This is a genomic window from Rhizobium sp. ARZ01 (assembly GCF_014851675.1).
Classification (GTDB): Bacteria; Pseudomonadota; Alphaproteobacteria; order Rhizobiales; family Rhizobiaceae; genus Mycoplana.
Map to the genome: position 1 here is coordinate 177,198 of NZ_JACVAE010000005.1, position 18,720 is coordinate 195,917.

The 18,720-nt window shown below is 60.7% G+C and carries 16 protein-coding genes and 1 pseudogene; 11 read left to right on the forward strand and 6 right to left on the reverse strand.

Features of this window, described 5'->3' with window-relative positions:
• The 4 genes from IB238_RS23365 to IB238_RS23380 all read left to right on the forward strand — a co-directional run bounded on the left by IB238_RS23365 (window position 1) and on the right by IB238_RS23380 (window position 5,822).
• The gene (locus IB238_RS23365) at window positions 1-2,148 is read left to right on the forward strand and encodes an NHLP family bacteriocin export ABC transporter peptidase/permease/ATPase subunit (RefSeq protein WP_192252988.1); all 2,148 of its coding nucleotides are present in this window, start codon (window positions 1-3) and stop codon (window positions 2,146-2,148) included.
• A complete protein-coding gene (locus IB238_RS23370) occupies window positions 2,145-4,385 on the forward strand; it encodes an ATP-binding cassette domain-containing protein (protein WP_192252991.1) in 2,241 nt (746 codons plus the stop codon). Before IB238_RS23365 ends, IB238_RS23370 begins: the two co-directional genes overlap by 4 nt.
• 269 nt (window positions 4,386-4,654) lie before the next feature.
• Window positions 4,655-4,801, forward strand: coding sequence for a hypothetical protein (locus tag IB238_RS23375; RefSeq protein ID WP_192252994.1), 147 nt, complete (start codon window positions 4,655-4,657; stop codon window positions 4,799-4,801).
• A 169-nt stretch (window positions 4,802-4,970) separates the two neighbouring features.
• Complete coding sequence (locus tag IB238_RS23380) at window positions 4,971-5,822, forward strand: GNAT family N-acetyltransferase (protein ID WP_192252997.1); 852 nt, start codon at window positions 4,971-4,973, stop codon at window positions 5,820-5,822.
• Here the strand turns inward: IB238_RS23380 and IB238_RS23385 are convergent.
• Together IB238_RS23385 and IB238_RS23390 are read right to left on the reverse strand one after the other, a co-directional pair.
• The gene (locus tag IB238_RS23385) at window positions 5,777-7,471 is read right to left on the reverse strand and encodes an ATP-binding cassette domain-containing protein (RefSeq protein ID WP_192253000.1); all 1,695 of its coding nucleotides are present in this window, start codon (window positions 7,469-7,471) and stop codon (window positions 5,777-5,779) included. The genes IB238_RS23380 and IB238_RS23385 overlap by 46 nt on opposite strands.
• Window positions 7,468-9,456: a cysteine peptidase family C39 domain-containing protein gene (locus IB238_RS23390; protein ID WP_192253003.1), complete on the reverse strand. Its 1,989-nt coding sequence runs from the start codon at window positions 9,454-9,456 to the stop codon at window positions 7,468-7,470. Before IB238_RS23390 ends, IB238_RS23385 begins: the two co-directional genes overlap by 4 nt.
• Before the next feature lie 101 nt (window positions 9,457-9,557).
• On the opposite strand from IB238_RS23390, the gene IB238_RS23395 reads away from it, so the two are divergent.
• Both IB238_RS23395 and IB238_RS23400 read left to right on the forward strand, forming a co-directional pair.
• Complete coding sequence (locus IB238_RS23395; RefSeq protein ID WP_192253006.1) at window positions 9,558-9,734, forward strand: hypothetical protein; 177 nt, start codon at window positions 9,558-9,560, stop codon at window positions 9,732-9,734.
• On the forward strand, window positions 9,731-10,000 hold the full coding sequence (locus IB238_RS23400) for an autotransporter domain-containing protein (RefSeq protein WP_348648292.1): 270 nt from the start codon (window positions 9,731-9,733) through the stop codon (window positions 9,998-10,000). Before IB238_RS23395 ends, IB238_RS23400 begins: the two co-directional genes overlap by 4 nt.
• A 1,105-nt stretch (window positions 10,001-11,105) precedes the next feature.
• Here the strand turns inward: IB238_RS23400 and IB238_RS23410 are convergent.
• Window positions 11,106-11,516, reverse strand: a complete 411-nt coding sequence (locus IB238_RS23410; RefSeq protein WP_210333695.1) for a GNAT family N-acetyltransferase — start codon at window positions 11,514-11,516, stop codon at window positions 11,106-11,108.
• Window positions 11,517-11,769: 253 nt separating this feature from the next.
• On the reverse strand, window positions 11,770-12,000 hold the full coding sequence (locus IB238_RS23415) for a MucR family transcriptional regulator (protein WP_348648293.1): 231 nt from the start codon (window positions 11,998-12,000) through the stop codon (window positions 11,770-11,772).
• A gap of 850 nt (window positions 12,001-12,850) precedes the next feature.
• Here IB238_RS23415 and IB238_RS23420 point away from each other — a divergent pair.
• Window positions 12,851-13,546, forward strand: a complete 696-nt coding sequence (locus IB238_RS23420) for a hypothetical protein (RefSeq protein WP_192253015.1) — start codon at window positions 12,851-12,853, stop codon at window positions 13,544-13,546.
• A gap of 516 nt (window positions 13,547-14,062) precedes the next feature.
• Here the strand turns inward: IB238_RS23420 and IB238_RS23425 are convergent.
• Window positions 14,063-15,664 (reverse strand): ABC-F family ATP-binding cassette domain-containing protein, encoded by a 1,602-nt coding sequence (locus IB238_RS23425; protein WP_192253018.1) that lies wholly within the window; start codon window positions 15,662-15,664, stop codon window positions 14,063-14,065.
• Window positions 15,665-16,089: 425 nt separating this feature from the next.
• On the opposite strand from IB238_RS23425, the gene IB238_RS23430 reads away from it, so the two are divergent.
• Window positions 16,090-16,335: a DUF982 domain-containing protein gene (locus IB238_RS23430; RefSeq protein ID WP_192253020.1), complete on the forward strand. Its 246-nt coding sequence runs from the start codon at window positions 16,090-16,092 to the stop codon at window positions 16,333-16,335.
• Between the two features lie 44 nt (window positions 16,336-16,379).
• A complete protein-coding gene (locus IB238_RS23435) occupies window positions 16,380-17,228 on the forward strand; it encodes a PhzF family phenazine biosynthesis protein (RefSeq protein WP_192253023.1) in 849 nt (282 codons plus the stop codon).
• Window positions 17,229-17,243: 15 nt separating this feature from the next.
• Here the strand turns inward: IB238_RS23435 and IB238_RS23440 are convergent, their stop codons facing one another.
• Window positions 17,244-17,606, reverse strand: coding sequence for an isochorismatase family protein (locus tag IB238_RS23440; protein ID WP_192253477.1), 363 nt, complete (start codon window positions 17,604-17,606; stop codon window positions 17,244-17,246).
• Between the two features lie 24 nt (window positions 17,607-17,630).
• Between IB238_RS23440 and IB238_RS23445 the strand changes: the two genes are divergently transcribed.
• Window positions 17,631-18,059 carry an FAD-binding oxidoreductase gene (locus tag IB238_RS23445; protein ID WP_192253415.1) on the forward strand — a complete coding sequence of 143 codons (429 nt, stop codon included), beginning with the start codon at window positions 17,631-17,633 and terminating at the stop codon, window positions 18,057-18,059.
• Between the two features lie 116 nt (window positions 18,060-18,175).
• Window positions 18,176-18,590: pseudogene (locus tag IB238_RS23450) on the forward strand (tyrosine-type recombinase/integrase); the annotation flags it as partial.
• Window positions 18,591-18,720: the final 130 nt, after the last annotated feature.

The following is an 18,720-nucleotide window of genomic DNA, read 5'->3' on the forward strand; positions in this document are numbered from 1 at the left end:
ATGGGTCGCTTGCTCCCGGCGTCGAGACGACCGGTCCCGACGATTTTGCAGATCGAGCACGCCGAATGCGGCGTCGCTTGCCTCGCCATGGTGCTGGCCTGGCACGGCCGGCATATAGGCCTCGACGAATTGCGCATTCGGGCGGGCGTTTCACGCGACGGCACCAAGGCCAGCAACCTGTTGCGTGCCGCACGCTGGGCCGGGCTGGAAGCGCGGGGTCTGCGCGCTGAGCCCGAGGAGCTACGCGATATCGAGGGACCAGCCATCCTGCACTGGGAGTTCAATCATTTTGTCGTTCTGGAGCGCATTGCAGGTGGGGTCGCCACGATCGTCGATCCGGCCGAGGGGCGGCGGACGATATCGATGCGGGAACTTGCTGGAAGCTTTACCGGCGTCGCGCTGACATTCCGGAAGGGCGAGCGGTTTTGCCCCGGTGGAAAGAGGATGTCGCCGCTGTCGTCGCTCGGTGAGCGGTTGAGAGGAACGCGACCGGCCCTGTTCTCCATTCTGGCGGCCTCACTTTTTCTCGTCGTGCCGGGCGTCGTGTTGCCGGTTCTTTCCCGAAGCTTCATCGACGACATTCTGATCGGCGCACAAAAGGACTGGTTCTTGCCGTTCTGCCTGCTGCTCTTCAGCGTTATCCTGTTCCAGGCCGCTGTCACTCTGTTCCAGCAATTCCTTCTGATGAAGCTGGAAACGCGGCTCGCCTTCCTGCCGACGACCCGGCAGCTTTGGCACATGCTGCGCTTGCCGATCAGCTTCTACACGCAGCGTCATGCGGGGGAGCTTGCCAGCCGGCTCGACGCCAACGAGCGGCTCGCGAACCTGCTTTCCGGGGAACTGGCGACGCATGTCTTCAACCTCGCAAGCATTGTGGCCTACGCGGCGATCATGCTCGCCCTCGATCCGGTGTTGGCGGCACTGCTCATCGCCATTCAGAGCGTCTATGCGCTGGTGCTGCGTGAAGCCATCCGGCGGCAGGGAATCAATGCCCGTCAGCAGGTGGCAGCAGCCGGTAAGCTGGTGGCGGCCACCATCGGTCCTATTCGCAGCTTGGAAACGGTGAAGGCTTCCGGTCTCGAAAGCGAAGCCTTCCGACGCTGGGCCGGACATCAGGCGCGGCTCCTCGGCCTGCGCAGCGATCAGGGTCATATCGACGCCGTGCTGGCGGCCGTTCCCGCGCTGATGCAGGCGCTGGCCGGTGCTCTTGTCCTCGGCGTGGGCGGACTCCGCGTCATGGACGGGGCAGCGACGCCCGGCACGCTGATTGCGTTCCAGGCCCTGGCCATGAGCTTTTCTGCTCCGATCGCCGGCTTGCTGGCGCTAGCAGGACAGATCCAGCAGGTCCGTGCGGATCTGGAGCGAGCTGACGACGTAATGCGGGCCCCGGCGCTTGCGGTAGCAGCCGACGCGCGCGTTCCGAAGGATTGCGTGATTGAAGCAGAAGACCTGAGCTTCGGCTACAGCCCGCTGGATCCACCACTGATAGAAGGTCTCTCGCTGGTACTGAGGCCGGGGGCGCGGATCGCGATTGTTGGCGGCTCTGGCAGCGGCAAGACCACCGCGGGCCGTCTGCTTGCCGGGCTTCTGGAGCCGTGGGGCGGTTCGCTCACGCTTGGTGGCGTCGATCTCCTGGCCATTCCCGCCGCACGGCGCGCGGCGCTGTGCGGCTATGTTGATCAGGACATCTTCCTGTTTGAAGGAACGGTTCACGACAATCTAACCCTCTGGAACGGCGGGGTATCCGACGGAACGATCACGCAGGCGCTGGCCGATGCGGCGGTGCTGGACGACATCCTTTCGCGCAAAGGGCGGCTGTTTGCGGCGGTCGACGAGAACGGCGGCAACTTCAGCGGCGGGCAACGGCAGCGCCTCGAAATTGCCCGGGCTCTTGCGGGCAATCCGCAGATACTCATCCTCGACGAGGCGACCTCGGCGTTGGATACGGCCACGGAGAAGAAGATCGGCGAGAGCCTGCGCCAGCGGGGATGTTCCTGTATCGTCATCGCCCATCGCATCGCGACTGTTCGTGATTGCGACGAAATCATCGTCATGAAGGCCGGGCGGGTCGTCGAGCGCGGCAACCATGCGGAGCTCCTTGCGCTCGAGGGTGAATATGCCACCCTGTTGCGGGAGAATGCGCCATGACGCTGCGGCCGTCGCCAACCACGCAGCACGAAAATCTTGCCGATGCCGGCCTGAAGCTGGCGCTGTCCGAGCTTTTCGCTGGCGAAGGCAGCGGTAGCGGAGCGGCGAGCACGCCTCTGGTCGCGGCGATAGCTACGGCCATGAAGGCGGCCGGGCATCCGATGTCTGCGGACACGTTGCGGGATCTGGCGGTCCAGGATCCCGCGGGTGATGTGCCGGCTTTGCTGCGGCGGGCGGGCATCGCCTTTCGCCCGGTGGAGCTTGCGGTGGATTGGTGGCGCCATGACGGATTGCCAATGCTGGCCGAACTGGAGGATGGCACGCCGGCCGCGCTGGTTCCCGCCGCGCAGGGTGGCTGGAGAATTGTTGCCGGCGGCACATCCTCTCGGGCGAAGGAGCGCATCGCAGCGCGGGTCCGTTCCGCCGCGATCCAGATCTACCCCGTGCTGCCCGATGCGCCCGCAACGCTTGGCGGCCTTCTGCGCTTCGGTCTTCGCGGCGCGAGCATGGACTTGCTGCGGATGGTGGCGATGGCTGTTCTGGCGAGCCTTGCGGTGTTGGGGCTGCCTGTCGCGGCGACCCTGCTGTTCGAGCACGTGATCCCGTCGGGCGACCGGGCCAATCTCTGGCAGATCCTGATCGGCCTCGTGGCGATCGCATTCGGGCAAACGGCCTTCGATCTGGTTCGAACCTTCGCGGTGGCGCGCATCGAGTCCCGCCTGGACGCGACCCTGCAGGCCGCCGTTTTCCACCGGCTTCTGCGCCTTCCCGTCGGGTTCTTCAAACGGTTCACCACCGGCGACCTCGCCGAGCGCGTGCTGAGCCTGCAGGAGGCGCGGCAGATGGTTACTGCCAGCATGCTTTCCGGCCTATTCGGCGTGCTCGGCATCCTGGTCAGCGCCTTGGTTCTGTTCCTTATCGACTGGCGTCTGGCGCTGATCGGCGTTTCGGCTGCAAGCCTGCTTGCGCTGGTCTCGATGGTACTCTCCTGGCAGCAGCTTCTGGAGGAGCGTCGACAGGTCGCGGCGCGTGGCGTGGTGCAGGGTTTCGTTCTGCAATTGCTGTTCGGCATTGTGCGACTGCGTGGGGCCGATGCCGAAAAACGCGCGCTCACCCAATGGGCATGGAAGAGCGCCCGGCAGCGGCGGGCCTTCATGCGTGCAAGGCTCTACCGGGCGTGGCAGAGCGTGTTGCAGGTTTCGATGCCCTGGCTTTGCTTGCTATTGATCTACGCTGGGGTGATATGGCTGGCCGATGCCGATGAAAAGCAAGCGGTGCTGGACGCGCTTGCGACCCCGGCGGACAGCGACGATGCGGCGACGGCGTTGACAGTCGCGGCCTTCGCGGGCTTCGCGACGGCGTTCGGCCAGTTGACTGCTGCCCTGCGTGCCGCCATCGGCGCTATCTCCGGCCTTATGGCGGTCGCGCCCTTGGTCGAACGCACCCGGCCGGTGCTCGAGGCGAAGCCGGAGGAAGGCATACGTCCCGCCCAGCACAGCCTTGGTCTTGAAGGCGATATCGCCTTCCGCAATGTCAGCTTCCGCTATAATGCGGATGGCCCGCCGATCTTGCAGGACGTGAGCTTCAAAGCGGGCCGCGGGCAGTTCGTGGCGATCGTCGGCTCATCCGGCAGTGGAAAGTCGACGCTGCTGCGGCTGTTGCTTGGTTTCGAGGCGTTGGAAAGCGGCGAAATCCTCTTCGACGGCATTCCCGCCCATGGCTTGGAGCCCGGCTTCATCCGCCGCCAGACGGGCGTAGTACTGCAGAACGGCATGCTGTCGGCAGGTTCGATCTACGACAATATTGTCGGTGCCTCCGGCTGTGGACCGCAAGAGGCTTTGGGCGCTGCCCGACTTGCCGGCTTGGAGGAGGATCTGGCTGCCATGCCGATGGGCCTGCATACCATTCTGGCCGATGGCGGCAGCACGCTTTCCGGCGGTCAGCGCCAGCGTATCCTCATTGCTCGAGCCTTGATAAATAGGCCGAAAATCCTCCTGCTCGACGAAGCAACCAGTGCGCTCGACAATTGCACGCAGGCCAGGCTGGCCGAAACGCTGGCCAGTTTGAACGCGACACGCATTGTCATCGCCCATCGCCTGTCCACCATTCGCCAGGCCGACTGCATCATCGTGCTCGATCGGGGCAGGGTGGTCGAGATCGGGACCTTCAACGAACTCGCCCGCGCCGGTAGCTGCTTCCAGGACCTTGCCGGCGTAGAGGTATTGGCCGCTCCGTGACAGGCCAAATCTGGGAGCTTCAACGAATATTCTTGAACAGGGGCCGGGAGAATTTTACCTCCTCTGTCCAGAGGAAAAGCAGACACCGCAGGTTTTGAACCGCAATTTTACGGCGATCGCTGGCGAGAATGAGTCTCGTTTGATCGACGGAGGGATAACTGCGCGCTTTTTTCTCTGGCATTGGCGCCGAATGAAAAAGGACCGGCCGGTCCCGGAACCGACGGTTCGCAACCAACCGCCCTGCACGATCAGGGCCGAAAGGAACAGACATGAGCGACAAGAAGATCAAGAGCCAGGACGTCAAGACCGTCGTCAACGACGAGCTTCCCGATGCCGCACTCGATATGGTTTCGGGCGGTTATCCGGCGCGTCCGAACATCAAGGAAATCGTCAAGGGTTCGGGCTTCGGCCGTTAAAAAATCATCCGGCCTCTTCTAAAGGCCGGATGGTGAACCTGCGGGTATCCGCGACAAAGGTTGCGGATACCGGTCCAAGAAAATGGGGAAAACGGGAATGCTTGCCCCGAATACTCATTCATTTACCGTCGAGAGACGAAATTCTATCGCCGGCGCTGAGGCGCAGCGAATGACATTCCCGGCCTACCGGTCGTTGCTGGACGGTGCGCCGGGCCACGACATTTTTGTCGCGTCTCAGGGAACGGAACTGTGCGGACTGGCGCTGTGGCGTGAGAGTGAAGAGGGCGGCAGGCGGCTCCTGTCGATCTTTACTGCTTCGGTGTGGCGCAGAAGAGGCGTGGCGCGCGCACTCCTGCGACAGGCGCAGGAAACCTATCGCTTTGCCGGAGCTGGCAAACTGGCGGCTTTCTGGTCGGACAGCCTGCCGGGTGCGGAACCCTTTTCCAGGCTCCTCGCGTCGCTTGGCTGGAGCATACCGGCACTTGATTGCGTCCGCATTTCCGCCAATGCCCAGCAGACGAAAATCTGGTCCGACAGCCGCCGCATGGAGCGCATGACCATCCGTCCGGGCATTGAGTTTCGCGAATTCGGCGCCGTGAGCGCTGCCGAGCGGACCGAGATCGACAGGCTTCTCGAAGCCGAGGGCGTCCCGGCCCGCTGGCGTCCCTTCGACCCGCTCGAAAACGTCAATCAGCAACTCTCGCTGCTCATGTACCGCAACACGCACCTTGACGGCTGGATTGTGGTACAAGACAGCGCGCCGAGCGAGGTTTGGTTCTACAGCCTATACAACAGGGGCCTCTCAGCCAGCGCGGGGGCATTGATGCCCCTTCTTGTGGAGGTTTGCCGCCGGCACCATGCCGCCTTTGGCCCGACTGGGCGCTGGCGCTACAATACAGGGCCGGATCATCCCGGTATGGCTGCCTTCCTGGATCGGTATGCTGAGGAGTTCGCCGATTTTCACGATCGCCACCTCTACTCCACCTTCACTCCCACTGGGGCGCCGAGCGCGACGGTATGATCGGCCAGCGCCAGAACGTCCGGCCGATGTGAAACGATGACGACGGCGACATCTTGGGCGCGCGCATTGGCGAGAATCCGCGCGGCCGTGTCGGTGTCGAGGCAGGATAGCGTTTCGTCCAAGAAAAGGATCCTGGGGCGGGCAGCGAAGCAGCGCGCGATGGCGATGCGAGCGCTGAGTGCGCGCGGCATCGCGCCTTCGATCATCAAGGTAAGATAGCCCATCGGCAGGGCCGAGATCTCCTCATGCACGCAGGCGACCTGTGTCGCTGCCTCGATGGCGTTCGACGACATGTCGGCAAGTCCTGCGCCGATCACAGCGGAAATCGTGCCGGGCTCATCGCGCTCGTCTTGCATGACGCAGGCGGCGGATGCGCGCCAAGCTTTCGCGTGCGTGCCGTCGAGAGGCGTGCCGTTCAGTAGCAGGTGGCCCGCTCGCGGCTGCTCCAGCCCCATCAAAAGGCGCATCAGTGTGGATTTGCCGATCCCCGACGGACCCGTGAGCGCCAGAACCTCTCCAGGCCTCAGCCAAAAGGAGACGGGTTGAAACAGGGGCGCGCCGGTGCCGTGGGCGTGGCCGACGGCTCTTGCCTCCAGGCTGACGAAGGGCGAAGGTTCAGCCGCAGCGCCGGTGCTGGTTTGGCGCGCAAGCGGCGGCTTGACCCTTCGCAAGCGCAGGGCCGCCCTTGCCCCAGATATCGCAGCCTTGCCGAGGGCAAGGGCGAACAGTGCCGCCACAGGGGAGGCGTTCGCCGATGTTGCGGCATAGGCGGCAAGCGGTGTCAGGGTCAGTCCCGCAAGGTCGATGCTGCGGGCAAAATCGTCGAATGCGGATTGCCGGTGCAGGCGGCGTATCCGGTCCGCCAGAAAATTTCGCGCCTCTTGCAGCCGCTCGCTAAGTTGGCCGTATCCGATGGACCATGGGGCATATTTGAGCGAGCCGGTCCGTCGCAACGCCGCTTCCGCCCGCTCATGCATTCGCAGGCCATGCGCCATGCCGAGCCCGTCGCAAATCGCGGCGGCGACAGCGAAAACCGCTGCGGCGAGCAACGGCGCAACCGTGCCGGCCGCCCCGGCTGTGAGGGAAAGCGCAAGGAGTGCGGACAGGCCCGTCGGAAGCCAAGCCTGCAATTCCATCCGTGCACAGAAACGTGCCATTTTTGCGTGAATGGCACGGCTTTCCCGCCTATCCGCATGGGCGCGACGGTCTCCCGGCGAAGAAAGAAGCCTGTCCCATGACCGGTGGCGTACCGCCATGCGGGCATCGCGCAGGCCGCGCAGGGCAGCCGTTTGACCGGCATAGGCGAGAAATAAAAGTCCAACGGCGAAGAGAACGGGTCGAAGCAAGTCGACCCAGTTTGAGGCTTCCGCCTGCCAAAGCCAAAGGGCACCGCCCGGTGCCAGCCAACCGGCCTGCATGAGCATGGCCAGCCACGGCGGGGAAACCCGCAAAGCCTGTCCCCGTTCGGCAAAGGCATAAAGTTTGAGGTCCCCGCTCGCTGTTTCCGCCAGCCGGCGATACGCCGCCGTTCCGGGTCGGACGATACGCTCGTCTTCCTCGGTCTCGCCGGTCAGAACTGGGCCAATGTCCTCGCCGCGCCAATGTCCTGCCAGCGGTCGGATGCGTCGTCGCCAATAGCGCCTGCTCATGGCAAGTCTTCCGCTGAACCAAGCGCCAAACGATGGCTGGCCAGCTCAACTGACAGGTGGCGCAAAGACGAGACCACCAATGTCAGGCCGGATTTGCGCAAGCGCACAAGAATGCGCTCGGCAAGCTCCGCCTCGACCGAATCGAGCATCCTGTCGATGACGAGAAGACGGGGCTGGGCAAGGAGGGCGCGCGCGAGATGCAGCCGTGCCCTCTGGCCGCCGCTGAGCTCCGGCGCACCGGCGGCAAGATAGAGGTCAAGCCCCCCGCGCGGCCCAAGCGCTCCAGCCAGTTCCACCAGGTCGAGTATTTTGTTCTTCTCCGCGTCGCTTCCGGCGGCCAGGAAACGTCGCACGCTGCCCCGCGGCATCGGTTCCTCGCCGTCGAGAAGAACGATTCCCGCTTGCGGCCCGCAACATTGGTGACCGTTCACCAAAACCTGACCTTCGGATGGCGTGAGGAGCCCGGTGCTCAAGCGGCACAGCAGGCTGTGGCCGCTGCCGGAGCGGCCTTCCACCGCAAGCAATCCGCCAGCGGGCAATAGGAAGCTGACAGGCCCAAGTACATTCTCGGACCGCTCGAACGGCCGCCAGCTTACGCCGCGAAATTCGAGGGCGTGGAGCCCGTCCGCCGTCCGCTCAACGGCCGACTCAACAAGCAAACCATCCGCAGGAGTGTCGGAAAGACGAGCGTAGCTGGTCTCGGCCGCGCGCTTGCTTGCCAACCCATCAACGAGGCGGAAGCATAGGAAGACGGCCATGAGCCCGCACCACAGCATGGCCAGAGTCCTGTCGCCGCTCGCGGCGAAGGCTGGCGCAAGACTGGCCGCAATCGTAATCAAAAAAAGAAGTGTACGGCGTTGGTTTTCCTCCACGGCGGCAAAGATGGGCTTTACCGACTGTGTTGTCAGGCCGGAGAGACGGACGAACATCGTCTGCGGGCCGGCCCCAAGGCGCCAACGAGCAACAGGCGCAAACAGCATTGCCGGAAGAAGGCCGGGCTCGGCCTCCAAATCACTTCTCTGGGCGTGTCGTTGTCCCCGCCCGCTGGATGTAGCGATGAACAAGCTGCATGCCACAAGCAGCAGCAGGCTTTGTGCAAGGCCAAAAAGCCCCGCAAGGAACGGCGGAAACGCCAGACAGGCGGCAAGCGCGGGCAGGAATATGACGTTTCGCTGCAGGAGCGGGTCGGTGAGAGGTACAATTGCGGACAACATCGCATCGAGTCGGTACCGCCCTGAAAGAACCATGTCCTGGGCGGGCCAGCGCTTCACTTGTTCTTCGAGGCATGCAGCATGTCTTTCGGCACTGCTGCGGGCGGCAAGGCGGGTTCCCCGCATGACTAGGCCGTCCCCGGCAAGCAAAAGCAGGATTGAAATAAGCGTCAAGCCGATCTGTCCTGTCGTCAGCGCCAGCGGGGTAGCGACTGCGCTAGCCGCAAGGAGCGTTGCAGGAAGACAGGCAGGACCCCAGCGCGCATTTCCCCATTGGATCAGGCGCCTCCGCTCGGCTTCGCTCGGCTCTTTTGATACGATGGTGAGGACGATGCCGGTGAACTGGCGCGAAAATTCACGCATATCCAACTCGACCACTCCTTCGGCGGGATCGTTGAGGCGAACCCTCGCCGGGGAGACGGCCTCGAGCACTGCGAAATGGAGGAAGCGCAGATGCACGATTGCGGGGAGCGGTACAGTGGCCAAGCCGTCGAGGTCGAGCCGCCGGGCTGTCGCGGAGAAGCCTTCCTCTCGTGCCGCATCACGGAGGTGCCGCAACGTCGACCCCGCCAGCGGGGAGCAGATTCGGCGCCGAAGGACATCGAGTGGGATGTCCCGGCCATAGTGCGCCATGAGCATGGCAAGGGCTACGGCACCACATTCCGCCGCCATACCTTGTAGGCGCTGCGGTGTTGCGACGAAACCATCACCGCTCATCTGTGTGAAACGCTTGTAGGACGGCCCCAGATGCCGCCAGATTTGGTTGAATGCCATGCTTGACTCTTTTGGCCGGCGAGCGTAGCGGCGAATTGGAAACTCCCTGCGCATAGACACCGGGGAGCGTTCGCAGATCAACAAACTTTAGGTCCAATATTGTGGGCAATGAAACAAACGGCCAGAGCGGCTCAGTCCGTTACCGCAAGGAGGCACTCGATCGCTTGGCCGAGGGTGAGCAACTGGATGAAATCGTAGCCATGCGCGCCAATGCGCGTACGCCGCTCGTTGCCGGCCTAATATTGATCGCGGCAAGTCTTGTCCTTTTGGCGGCGTGACCCTTCCGGCAATCCTGCCACCCCTTTCGTCCATTTCGTGCTCTCATGCCTTCGGCGACACCACGCCGACGGCCAGCCAGGCGTTCTCGGCCGGTGACGTCTTCACCATTGCCGGCGTACCGATCGCCAAAAACAATGCGGTGATCGAGGCGGGTCTTGACCTCAGCCTGACGCCGGACGCCACCTTCGGCCTGTCCTATACCGGCCAGTTCGCCGCCGACGCTCGCGATAGCGGGTTCAAGGCAAACCTCGCAGTGAGGTTCTGAGCATGGGCTCCGTTCACCCATGACGCTCGGCCGCTACCTCGCCCTCGCCGCGATGATGATCACCGGGGCTGTCCTGCCCGCGGCCCCGGCCTTGGCCGAGGCGGGTGCTGCCCTGCCGGGTGGCGCATCCTCGTTGCGGGAGACCTATTAGGACTGAGGCGTCGCCTGCGCGACGTCAACGACACAAAGCTGTGTGTAGTCTCCCAACAGCAAGCCCGGCAGGATGGCAGCGCGTGCTCGCGCTCGAACTGCAGTCCGCTGCCGGCGATGCCGCAACCGGCACACTTGCCTGCCCTTCGGCCTGCTGCTCGACCAACGCCAGTGAGGGGCGGAATCCTACGCTAAGGTTTTGGCAGTCGGGTCTTCGAGGATTTCGTTGACCAGGCTGCGCAGGCGTGGCGTCGCCGTCACCTATGTTGCGAGACCTGGGCTGAACTGGGTTTGCCCTCCCGGCCTGCGCATGAACAGCACCAAGTGGCGCGAGACTGAGCGCGCCGTTTGCGCGCCGCAGTCGGCTTCCACAAGTGCCAGGCATAGTTCAATCCCCGCCGTAATCCCGGCAGGGTGTAGACTGGATGCTCAGCCACAATGATCGCATCTGGCTCGATTTTGATCTGTGGCCGCAGTTCTTGTAGTAAGCCAACTGAATTCCAATGAGTTGTCGCGCGTTTGCCATCAAGAAAGCCCCCCGCAGCAAGTGCGAAGGCTCCCGTGCATACGCTGGCCAACCGGCGTGTGCTTGAAGAGCGAAGCTTCAGCCATTTGATCAGATTGGTCTCGTAGATAGCTCTTCGTAGCCCATCTTCGCTGCCCCCCGCCACGATGATCGTATCAATCTCTTCGGGAGCGGCTTCAAGCGCAACGGCGTCGCCCAGGCACTCGATGCCTGCCATGCACGACGATAGAAATGAGGCCATCATTATTTGGGTGCGTCCATAGGCGCATATGCACCAGGTGAATAGTGCACAGCATTCGTCGAACAACGTTTCAGCGCTTCTGGTCTGATTGATTAGGTTGTGGAGAGCCTCTAGAGGCCGCAATAAAAGGTTCCGGCGCGATAGCGCCGGGTCTGCTTAGGGGGAGCATTTGCGGGATGGAGGAAACCCTATGAACCCCGGCTAGATTCAAGCACCACATATTCGTGATCCTCTGCGACACCCCTTCCGATGGGTCTAAAGCCATTGTCACGGTAAAATGCCAGAGCAGCCTCATTGAGGGAAACACACTTCAACCGGTAAGGTTTGGTATACCAACCGGGCAGCGCATGAAGGAGCATCCGTCCGATACCTCGGCGTACGAACTGCGGATGAACGTGTAGATGATGGATGAAGTCGTCTGGCTCCCAAACCGAAATGAATCCGATCAGGCGTTGGCCATCGAGAGCCACCAACTGCCATTCGCCGTCGGTCTGGCTGTCATAATCAAAGAGGGTACGCGTCGATGCCAGTTCCCAATTGAACGCCGACTGTCGCGACTGCAGAAACAGTTCGCGAAGGGCTGGCAGATCAAACGGCATGGATAAGCGAATTATCATGAATGTAACTGCCAGGGCTCGATGCGGGAAACAACGCCACCTTAAAATACTGTTTGGTCCTCAACAACTAGCAACTTAGTTGCTAGTAAAGGATTCCGTCAGGCCCTTTTCCGCGGATCATGACGACCACCTCGTCCAGGTGCTACACCAACAGCGGACCGCTGCAACGCAGGTGTGGAACGAGCTCTCGGCCGGCTGCCATTCCTTTGGGCGGCCCGAGCGCTACATCGCTACATCACTTTGCTTTGGCTGTTTTTCTGGCTCTCGTACCCTTTTGCCCAAGGCCCATCTGCTTTGCCAACGACGATCGGGTTTCGGCGTAGTCGGGCGCGACCATCGGATATGCTGAAAGGTCCCAGCGTGCGCGGTAGTCGTCAGGGCTGAAACCGAGATTGTTTTGTAGATGGCGCTTCAGCGATTTGAAGCGCTTGCCGCAGTCCAGGTAAACGAGTTCGCTGGCAGGCACCGACGTCTTGATCGAAACCGCCGGCTTAAACGACCTCGGGAGCCTGTGTCTTGGCGGCATCACCGAGGCCGCGGAAGGCGCCATGCACGTCACTGATCAGCGGGCCAGGTTCCGGAAACCACCTCTGCGGTCAGTCGGGCCAACTCTATGTGGCCCGCTGCAACCTCACAAGCTAGTTCGGACTCACTTGTTCAGACCCACCTAAATTATTCCCGCATCGGAGCCAATCAGCTTGCGGCCGATGTATTTTTCGGCCCCACCCTCTCAGGGTCATTTCAGTTCCGTTTTGAGTGTAACCCACATATTGACCAGTAGGTTTGTAGATCTCCACCCCAGTGGAAATAGCCGGCAGCATCGATGCTCTCGGGCGTTGGGCAATTCCCGGTGTAGACCTGCGATGAAGAATAAGAGCTGTAGGAGGGAGCTAGAGGGAACGATCCAGCCAGATATGAGGGCGTAGTGCCAGCGTCTGCGCCTTGTGCTGGCTGCGAAGTGTTGGCGACGACCGTCGTGGAGTCTGTACCAAAGGCAACCGTACGCCAGCTCCGGTGCGACCGCTCGGTGCACGTGTCACAGTAATTGTGCCATGCCGGCCGTCGTTGCACTTAACCGGAGTCGAAATGGTAGGGCGCGAGTAGCGCGACTTGTAGCTGCGTTTGGACGCATGGTTCCGCGGCGGCCTCTCAGATGAGCTTTGTTCCTCACAAGAAAATCGTCTCGTCGCTTTAACGCATGGGAAATCAGCTGTTGATAGATCGTTTGGCATTCGAAGGAGTTGGATGCCGAAGGATGTAGGGCGGAACTATACTGAACACGCGTCCACGGAGACCGGGAACTGGACTGTAAAATAATGCTTTCCACTACAAAATTAATCGCGCAAGCGGTCGGATCTTTTCTCCATTACGAGTACGCGCTCGGGCGTGGTGGGATGTTCTCCGAACGATATCTGACAACACCTGTTTCGCAAGCGTTGCAATATAAGTACAAATGTGGCGTCACGGCTGAACACAAGCACCCCTCACTGAAAGGTGCTGGAGGGTCGTATCCGCGTGTGGACTTTGCAGCTGTGACGGGGTTTCCAAAGGCTCTGGCGGTCGTGGAAACGAAGTGGACTAATCACGCAAATATTTCGCGACAAGCGATATTGTGGGATCTGCTTCGGCTCGAACTGGTTGCCAGAGCTGACAATGCAGAAGCATTCTTCGTGCTGGCAGGGGAGCGGTCCATGATCACGAAGATTTCGACATATAAGTGGAGTGATGGGCAAAGAGCTGCTTCATTCCTGCCATTCGGCAAAGCCGGGAAAATCCAAGTGAAAGGCGCCGTCCACGTCTTGGGTGAGAGCCTTCAAAGGCGTTTTGATGAATATCCGGAGGTTGAATTCCCTTGCTCGCTTCATCTCAAATCGCCCTATGCCTACCCTCAGCAAGTAAATGAAGACCAGAAGTCAAGCTCGGCGAAGTATCAGGTATTCGTCTGGCAGCTGAATATGGACCTATCGAGCCGCGAGCGCTTTGTACCCTCCGCCAAGGCGTCAGTTCCCTGACAACGACACGTTAGGGCTTATGAAAGGCGCGACAACGCCCTGCTAGAATTTCACAACATCACGCGGTGGAACTGGGCGAGGTCTATTTCCGCATTGGAGCCCGAGTACCGGGGACGTACCTGAAAGTGAACTGTTTTTCGCTACTTCGGCCACGGCCGGTCGGCCGCGGACATTCAGCCGGCGCCCTGTCACCTTGATGAAATGATGCGGCTGGAAAGATTGGGCTGCCGTTGGAGTTTGATGCAGTTCACCCCTGCTAAGGAAGCGAAAAGAATGAAAAACTGAGAGGCTCGTTAACCCTGTGTACCGGCGGAAGGTTCGAATCCGTCAAGAGCAGGGATTTGGTAGTTGGGGCGTGGGCCAGTTGCAGGCAATCGCGACACTGCGCTCAACGGCGTCATTCAGGTCGCCTTTGCGATTTCCTGAAAGTTGACGGTCCGCTGAGGGCCAAGAGCGGTCGTCGCCACTCGCCCGCAAGGCGCTCGACTGCCTCGCCAACTCCTCCCGGCGAATAGCTCACCAGAGACCTACGGCAACAAACCGATCAAGCTCCAGCCGACGCGTCACGCCGATCGCTTTGAGGAACTCCTCATCGTGGCTTACCACCAACAATGCCCCGTCATATGCACGCAATCCCGCCTCGACAGCGGCGATTGAGTCCATGTCCAGATTGTTCGTCGGCTCATCCAAGACAAGAAGCGACGGTGGGTGAGAACAACCAAGAATACAGGCGAGACCGGCTCGCAACATCTGTCCGCCGGAAAGCGTGCCAACCATTTGGTAAGCCGCGTCGGCTCGAAACATGAACCGGGCAAGCGCTGCCCGACATTTGTTCTCATCCGCCTCCGGATCGAGAAGGTGGAAATTGTCTCTGATTGAGAGAGCCGGATTAAGCACGCTCACTCGCTGGTCGAGCATCGCCATTTTGACCGGCACCCGCACAGTGCCTGCGAACGACCGTAATCCACCCGAGATTAGCGACAAAAGTGTCGTCTTCCCCGAGCCATTCGGCCCAGTGACAGCGACCCGTTCCGGCCCGACCATCTCAAAGGAGAGATCGCGAAGAATCGGTCTTTCGGCATGATAGCCGGCAGTAACGCCGTCGACCCGCAGAACGAGCTTTGACGTCGGCAGGCCGGTTGGTGGAAGCGTCACCGAAAGTGGCTGTAGTATCTCGATCCTTTCGCGTGCCGCCAACACATCATCGGCCGCCTTGGTTCGCAGCCTGTCGGCGAGCCGGGTATTCGAACCGCTCGTGTTTTCCGCACGCCGTTTCAGTCCGCCGGCAACGATTCGCGGCATATCGGCCTTCGAGGCTTTCCGCTTGCCGCCAGCGTCCTGGCGCGCCTTGCGTTCGATGGTTGTCTGTGCCGTCCGTTTGACTTCCACCAGACGCTTTTCAGCGTCAGCGAGATCGCGCTCGATGGCGGCGAGGTCCTGCGACTTGCGTTCGCGGTACCGACTCCAGTTGCCGCCGTAGCGGATCGCACCAAGTGGTGTGATCTCAACGATCGCGTCAACAGTCTCAAGTAGCTCTCGGTCATGGCTAACGATGATGGCTCCGCCGCGCCAACCGGCAAGAAGATCGATCACAGCCTGCCTGCCGTCGCGGTCCAAATGGTTGGTGGGTTCGTCCAAAATCAGAAAGTCAGGTTCTGCGAAGATCAACGCCGCGAGTCCAGCGCGTGTGCGCTGACCGCCTGAAAGCGTGGTGAGTGACGTTTCGGCATGCGCTTGGAGTCCAGCGCGGGCCAGCGCCTCGCCGACGCGGGCATCAAGCGTCCAGTCGGCACTGGCGAGTTCGTTGACGGTGGCCTCGCCCGCTTCCGCGCGCGCAAGCAATGCAAGGGACTGTCGTACGCCAAACAGATCGGCGATGGTCTCATCCGGCGCGACATGGACACTCTGGCGCAGTATGGCAAGGTTGCCGGAGACGCCGACCGACCCGGAGAAAGCTACCAGTTCGCCGATAATCAGCCTGAGCAGTGTCGTCTTGCCAACACCGTTACGGCCGACAACGCCAACGCGTTCCACGCCAAAGCTAAGATTCAGATTGGAGAAAAGCGGCCTTCCGTCAGGCGTGGACCACGAAAGATTTGCAAGCGTAATAGCGGACATAGACAGATTCCCGAATAGCAACATGAAGCGGCTTTGCAATCGGGTTGAAGTCCATGAGTCACCATCCTGTTTATGCTGCGGACATCGGTTAACTAAGCGGTAAGTGGCGCGCGTTCAAGGCCCAAAAGCAGCCTGCAGTGCGACGATTGCAGCCGACGAACGCATGGATCGTTCGAAGTCGGACATTGCCAGAGTTTCGCAGTCGAAAATTGTTGCCAGTCTCTTGCCAAAGCAACTGACACGCGGGCCTGTTGCTATTCGCTCCCGCGATGGCACAACCACTAAGCCAAGTCCGGCGTCTCCTTCGCGCCCCCAAGCTGACGTCAGTACCCATCTACTTTGCGCCGAAAACTGACTCCCACACCCTCTCATCATGTGTTGATCGATGCTAACAGTTTTCCAAATCGTATCCTGGAGGCCAATCCGTGAGCAACAACTGGAACAAGGGCGTGACTCTGGCACTGGAAGCGCCAGGAAAATTCACGACCATAAGCAACACTCAAGAAGCCTCATGGGCACTCATTGAAGATTGGCCGATTGACGATGGCGAAGAACTGAACCGGGCCCTTCTTGTCATCGAGGCGGCGATCAAGGGCAAGAAGACGTCCGAGGAGGCAAGATTTGCGTTCATTGCTGCGGCGCACGAAGCCCAGATTGAAATCAAGGACTAACTTATCCGCTGCAGCGCATACAATGAGAGCGTCAGGAGATCATAATGAGACACGGAATCACAAAATTTTCATTCCAGCAGGTCGATGTCTTTTCCTCCAAAGCTTTGCTAGGCAATCCGTTGGCGGTTGTCATTGGAGCAGATTCTCTGACCGCGTCTGAGATGGCTGCCTTCGCGCGCTGGACGAACCTCAGCGAAACGACTTTCCTTCTACAGCCGAGGTTGGCAGATGCCGACTACCGCGTTCGCATCTTTACACCTGTTGCTGAGTTGCCCTTCGCGGGCCACCCCACTTTGGGGAGCTGCCACACATGGCTGTCGTCCGGCGGAAGGCCAAAGAGGCGCGAGATTGTCCAGGAGTGCGAGGCAGGACTGGTTCACATTCGGCGCAACGATGGACGACTTTCCTTTGAAGCCCCCGAACTGCGCCGATCAGGCCCGGTGGAACGCGACACACTGACGCGAGTCCTCAAGGGCCTGCGGTTGACCTCTGATGACATCGTCGACGCCAACTGGGTGGACAATGGCCCTGGCTGGCTCGCTGTCCTACTGCGCTCCAGGGTTGACGTCCTCGCGCTTCGCCCGGATTTCGCCGTCCTGTCCGGACTACGGGTCGGTGTCGTTGCCCCCTGGGATCCAACAAAGGATGGGCGGGAAGCGGATTTCGAGGTGCGTGCCTTTAGCGCGGCCGGTTTTGAAGACCCGGTAACCGGCAGCTTAAATGCAGGCATCGCTCAATGGTTGATTGGCAACGGCAGCGCTCCTTCATCATACATTGCCAGCCAAGGCACCGTCCTTGGACGGGAAGGCCGTGTTTATGTTGAACTGGTTGAAGATCAGATTTGGGTCGGTGGCGACGTTACGACTTGCATCGAGGGCGTCGCAGCCTTTTAAAATGCTCGTTATAGGCTACCTGGCCGCTACGATCGCATCACTCTCGATGATTTCCGCGAAATCGGATTTGAGATAAGCCATTGTTACATCGAAAATCGCGCGCGCGGATAGCTGCTCGTCAGGCATGTCAAAACCCATGACGGCATCACGCACCACAATCATCTTAAAGCCGAGGTCCGATCCAGCCCGAACGGTGGTATTGACACAAAAACCCGCAACCGCGCCCGTCACGACGAGAGTGCCGATGCCGTTGTCGCGGAGATATTTTTCCATCCTGGTGGAAGCAAATGGCGACGAAGTCGTCTTGACGAAAATCGGTTCGTCGTCGAGCGCTTCTGCGCATGGCATCACCTGTTGAGCGGGTGAACCAAGCTGCATCGGGGATGCCAGGTCGGGCTCGCCATGACGAACGTGGACCACTCTTTGGCCAGTTTTGCCGCGCCGAAGAATTATCCCGATGCGTGGGGCACGAGGCGCCGGTGGAGCCCGGAGCAGGAAACGCCGTTCGAGCGATGCCGCATACTGGACCCCACTCCAAATCCGAAGGAACTGGAACGTGTCAAAAGCTTTTTCGCGAAGGCCTTTCCGCAAATCGGCAGACCGCGCATCAAGGCTTCGTGGGCCGGCATGATCGACACCATGCCCGACGCCTTGCCGATCGTCGATAAAGCATCGATCGGCGGCGTGACGATCGCGACTGGCATGAGCGGTCACGGCTTCGGTATCGGCCCCGGCATGGGGCTGGTCATCGCCGATCTTGTGCAGGATCTGAAGCCGAGACATGACCTTGGCAAATTTTCGATCACAAGGTTCAGGGAGCGCGTTACATGAGATGAGCAGCGAGGGCCCGTCGCAATTTTGACGGGGCAAGAGCTCAGATGTCCGTTTTCGTGTTGGGTGTCTTGGCAGCGGACAGTCGGCCATCGGCCCCCTCACTGCGCTCATGTATGAGAGATCGCGCGTTGTTTGATCTCGCAATCGACAGCAAACTGCGTGGCTGCGATCTCGTGCCAGTTCGAAATCACGGCAGACGTGAGGGCAAGTTTGCTTGCATGGCTCGAGCGTCGAGGTGGAACAGTTGACGACTACGCCTTTCCCAGTCGGGTCGACCATACCGATCATCTGAGTACTCGACAGTATGCCCGACTGGTCGATGAATGGGTGACCGCAATTGGTCTACGACGCGAAGACTACGGTACGCACTCGCTTCGGCGCACTAAGGCCGCAATGATCTACAAAGCGACAGGCAATCTTCGTGCGATCCAGCTTCTGTTGGGGCACACCAAGATCGAAAATACGGTCAAGTACCTCGGCGTGGACATTGAGGATGCACTGGAGCTCGCGGAGCACACTGAGATCTGAGCGCTTGCAGCCCCGCTCACAGTGGGGCTGCACGTGTCGACATAGCTTTCTCAATTCCAAAGATTGTGATCGAGCGGCTTTGCGCCTCCATGATGGACATTTCGACAGCCTCTTTCGCGTCCCAAAAGCG

Bases quoted from the DNA above. Each gene is read 5' to 3' on its own strand.
- IB238_RS23365 (WP_192252988.1), top strand. From the start codon at position 1: ATGGGTCGCTTGCTCCCGGCGTCGAGACGACCGGTCCCGACGATTTTG.
- IB238_RS23370 (WP_192252991.1), top strand. From the start codon at position 2,145: ATGACGCTGCGGCCGTCGCCAACCACGCAGCACGAAAATCTTGCCGAT.
- IB238_RS23375 (WP_192252994.1), top strand. From the start codon at position 4,655: ATGAGCGACAAGAAGATCAAGAGCCAGGACGTCAAGACCGTCGTCAAC.
- IB238_RS23380 (WP_192252997.1), top strand. From the start codon at position 4,971: ATGACATTCCCGGCCTACCGGTCGTTGCTGGACGGTGCGCCGGGCCAC.
- IB238_RS23385 (WP_192253000.1), bottom strand. From the start codon at position 7,471: ATGAGCAGGCGCTATTGGCGACGACGCATCCGACCGCTGGCAGGACAT.
- IB238_RS23390 (WP_192253003.1), bottom strand. From the start codon at position 9,456: ATGGCATTCAACCAAATCTGGCGGCATCTGGGGCCGTCCTACAAGCGT.
- IB238_RS23410 (WP_210333695.1), bottom strand. From the start codon at position 11,516: ATGCCGTTTGATCTGCCAGCCCTTCGCGAACTGTTTCTGCAGTCGCGA.
- IB238_RS23420 (WP_192253015.1), top strand. From the start codon at position 12,851: ATGCTTTCCACTACAAAATTAATCGCGCAAGCGGTCGGATCTTTTCTC.
- IB238_RS23425 (WP_192253018.1), bottom strand. From the start codon at position 15,664: ATGTCCGCTATTACGCTTGCAAATCTTTCGTGGTCCACGCCTGACGGA.
- IB238_RS23435 (WP_192253023.1), top strand. From the start codon at position 16,380: ATGAGACACGGAATCACAAAATTTTCATTCCAGCAGGTCGATGTCTTT.
- IB238_RS23440 (WP_192253477.1), bottom strand. From the start codon at position 17,606: ATGCAGCTTGGTTCACCCGCTCAACAGGTGATGCCATGCGCAGAAGCG.
- IB238_RS23445 (WP_192253415.1), top strand. From the start codon at position 17,631: ATGACGAACGTGGACCACTCTTTGGCCAGTTTTGCCGCGCCGAAGAAT.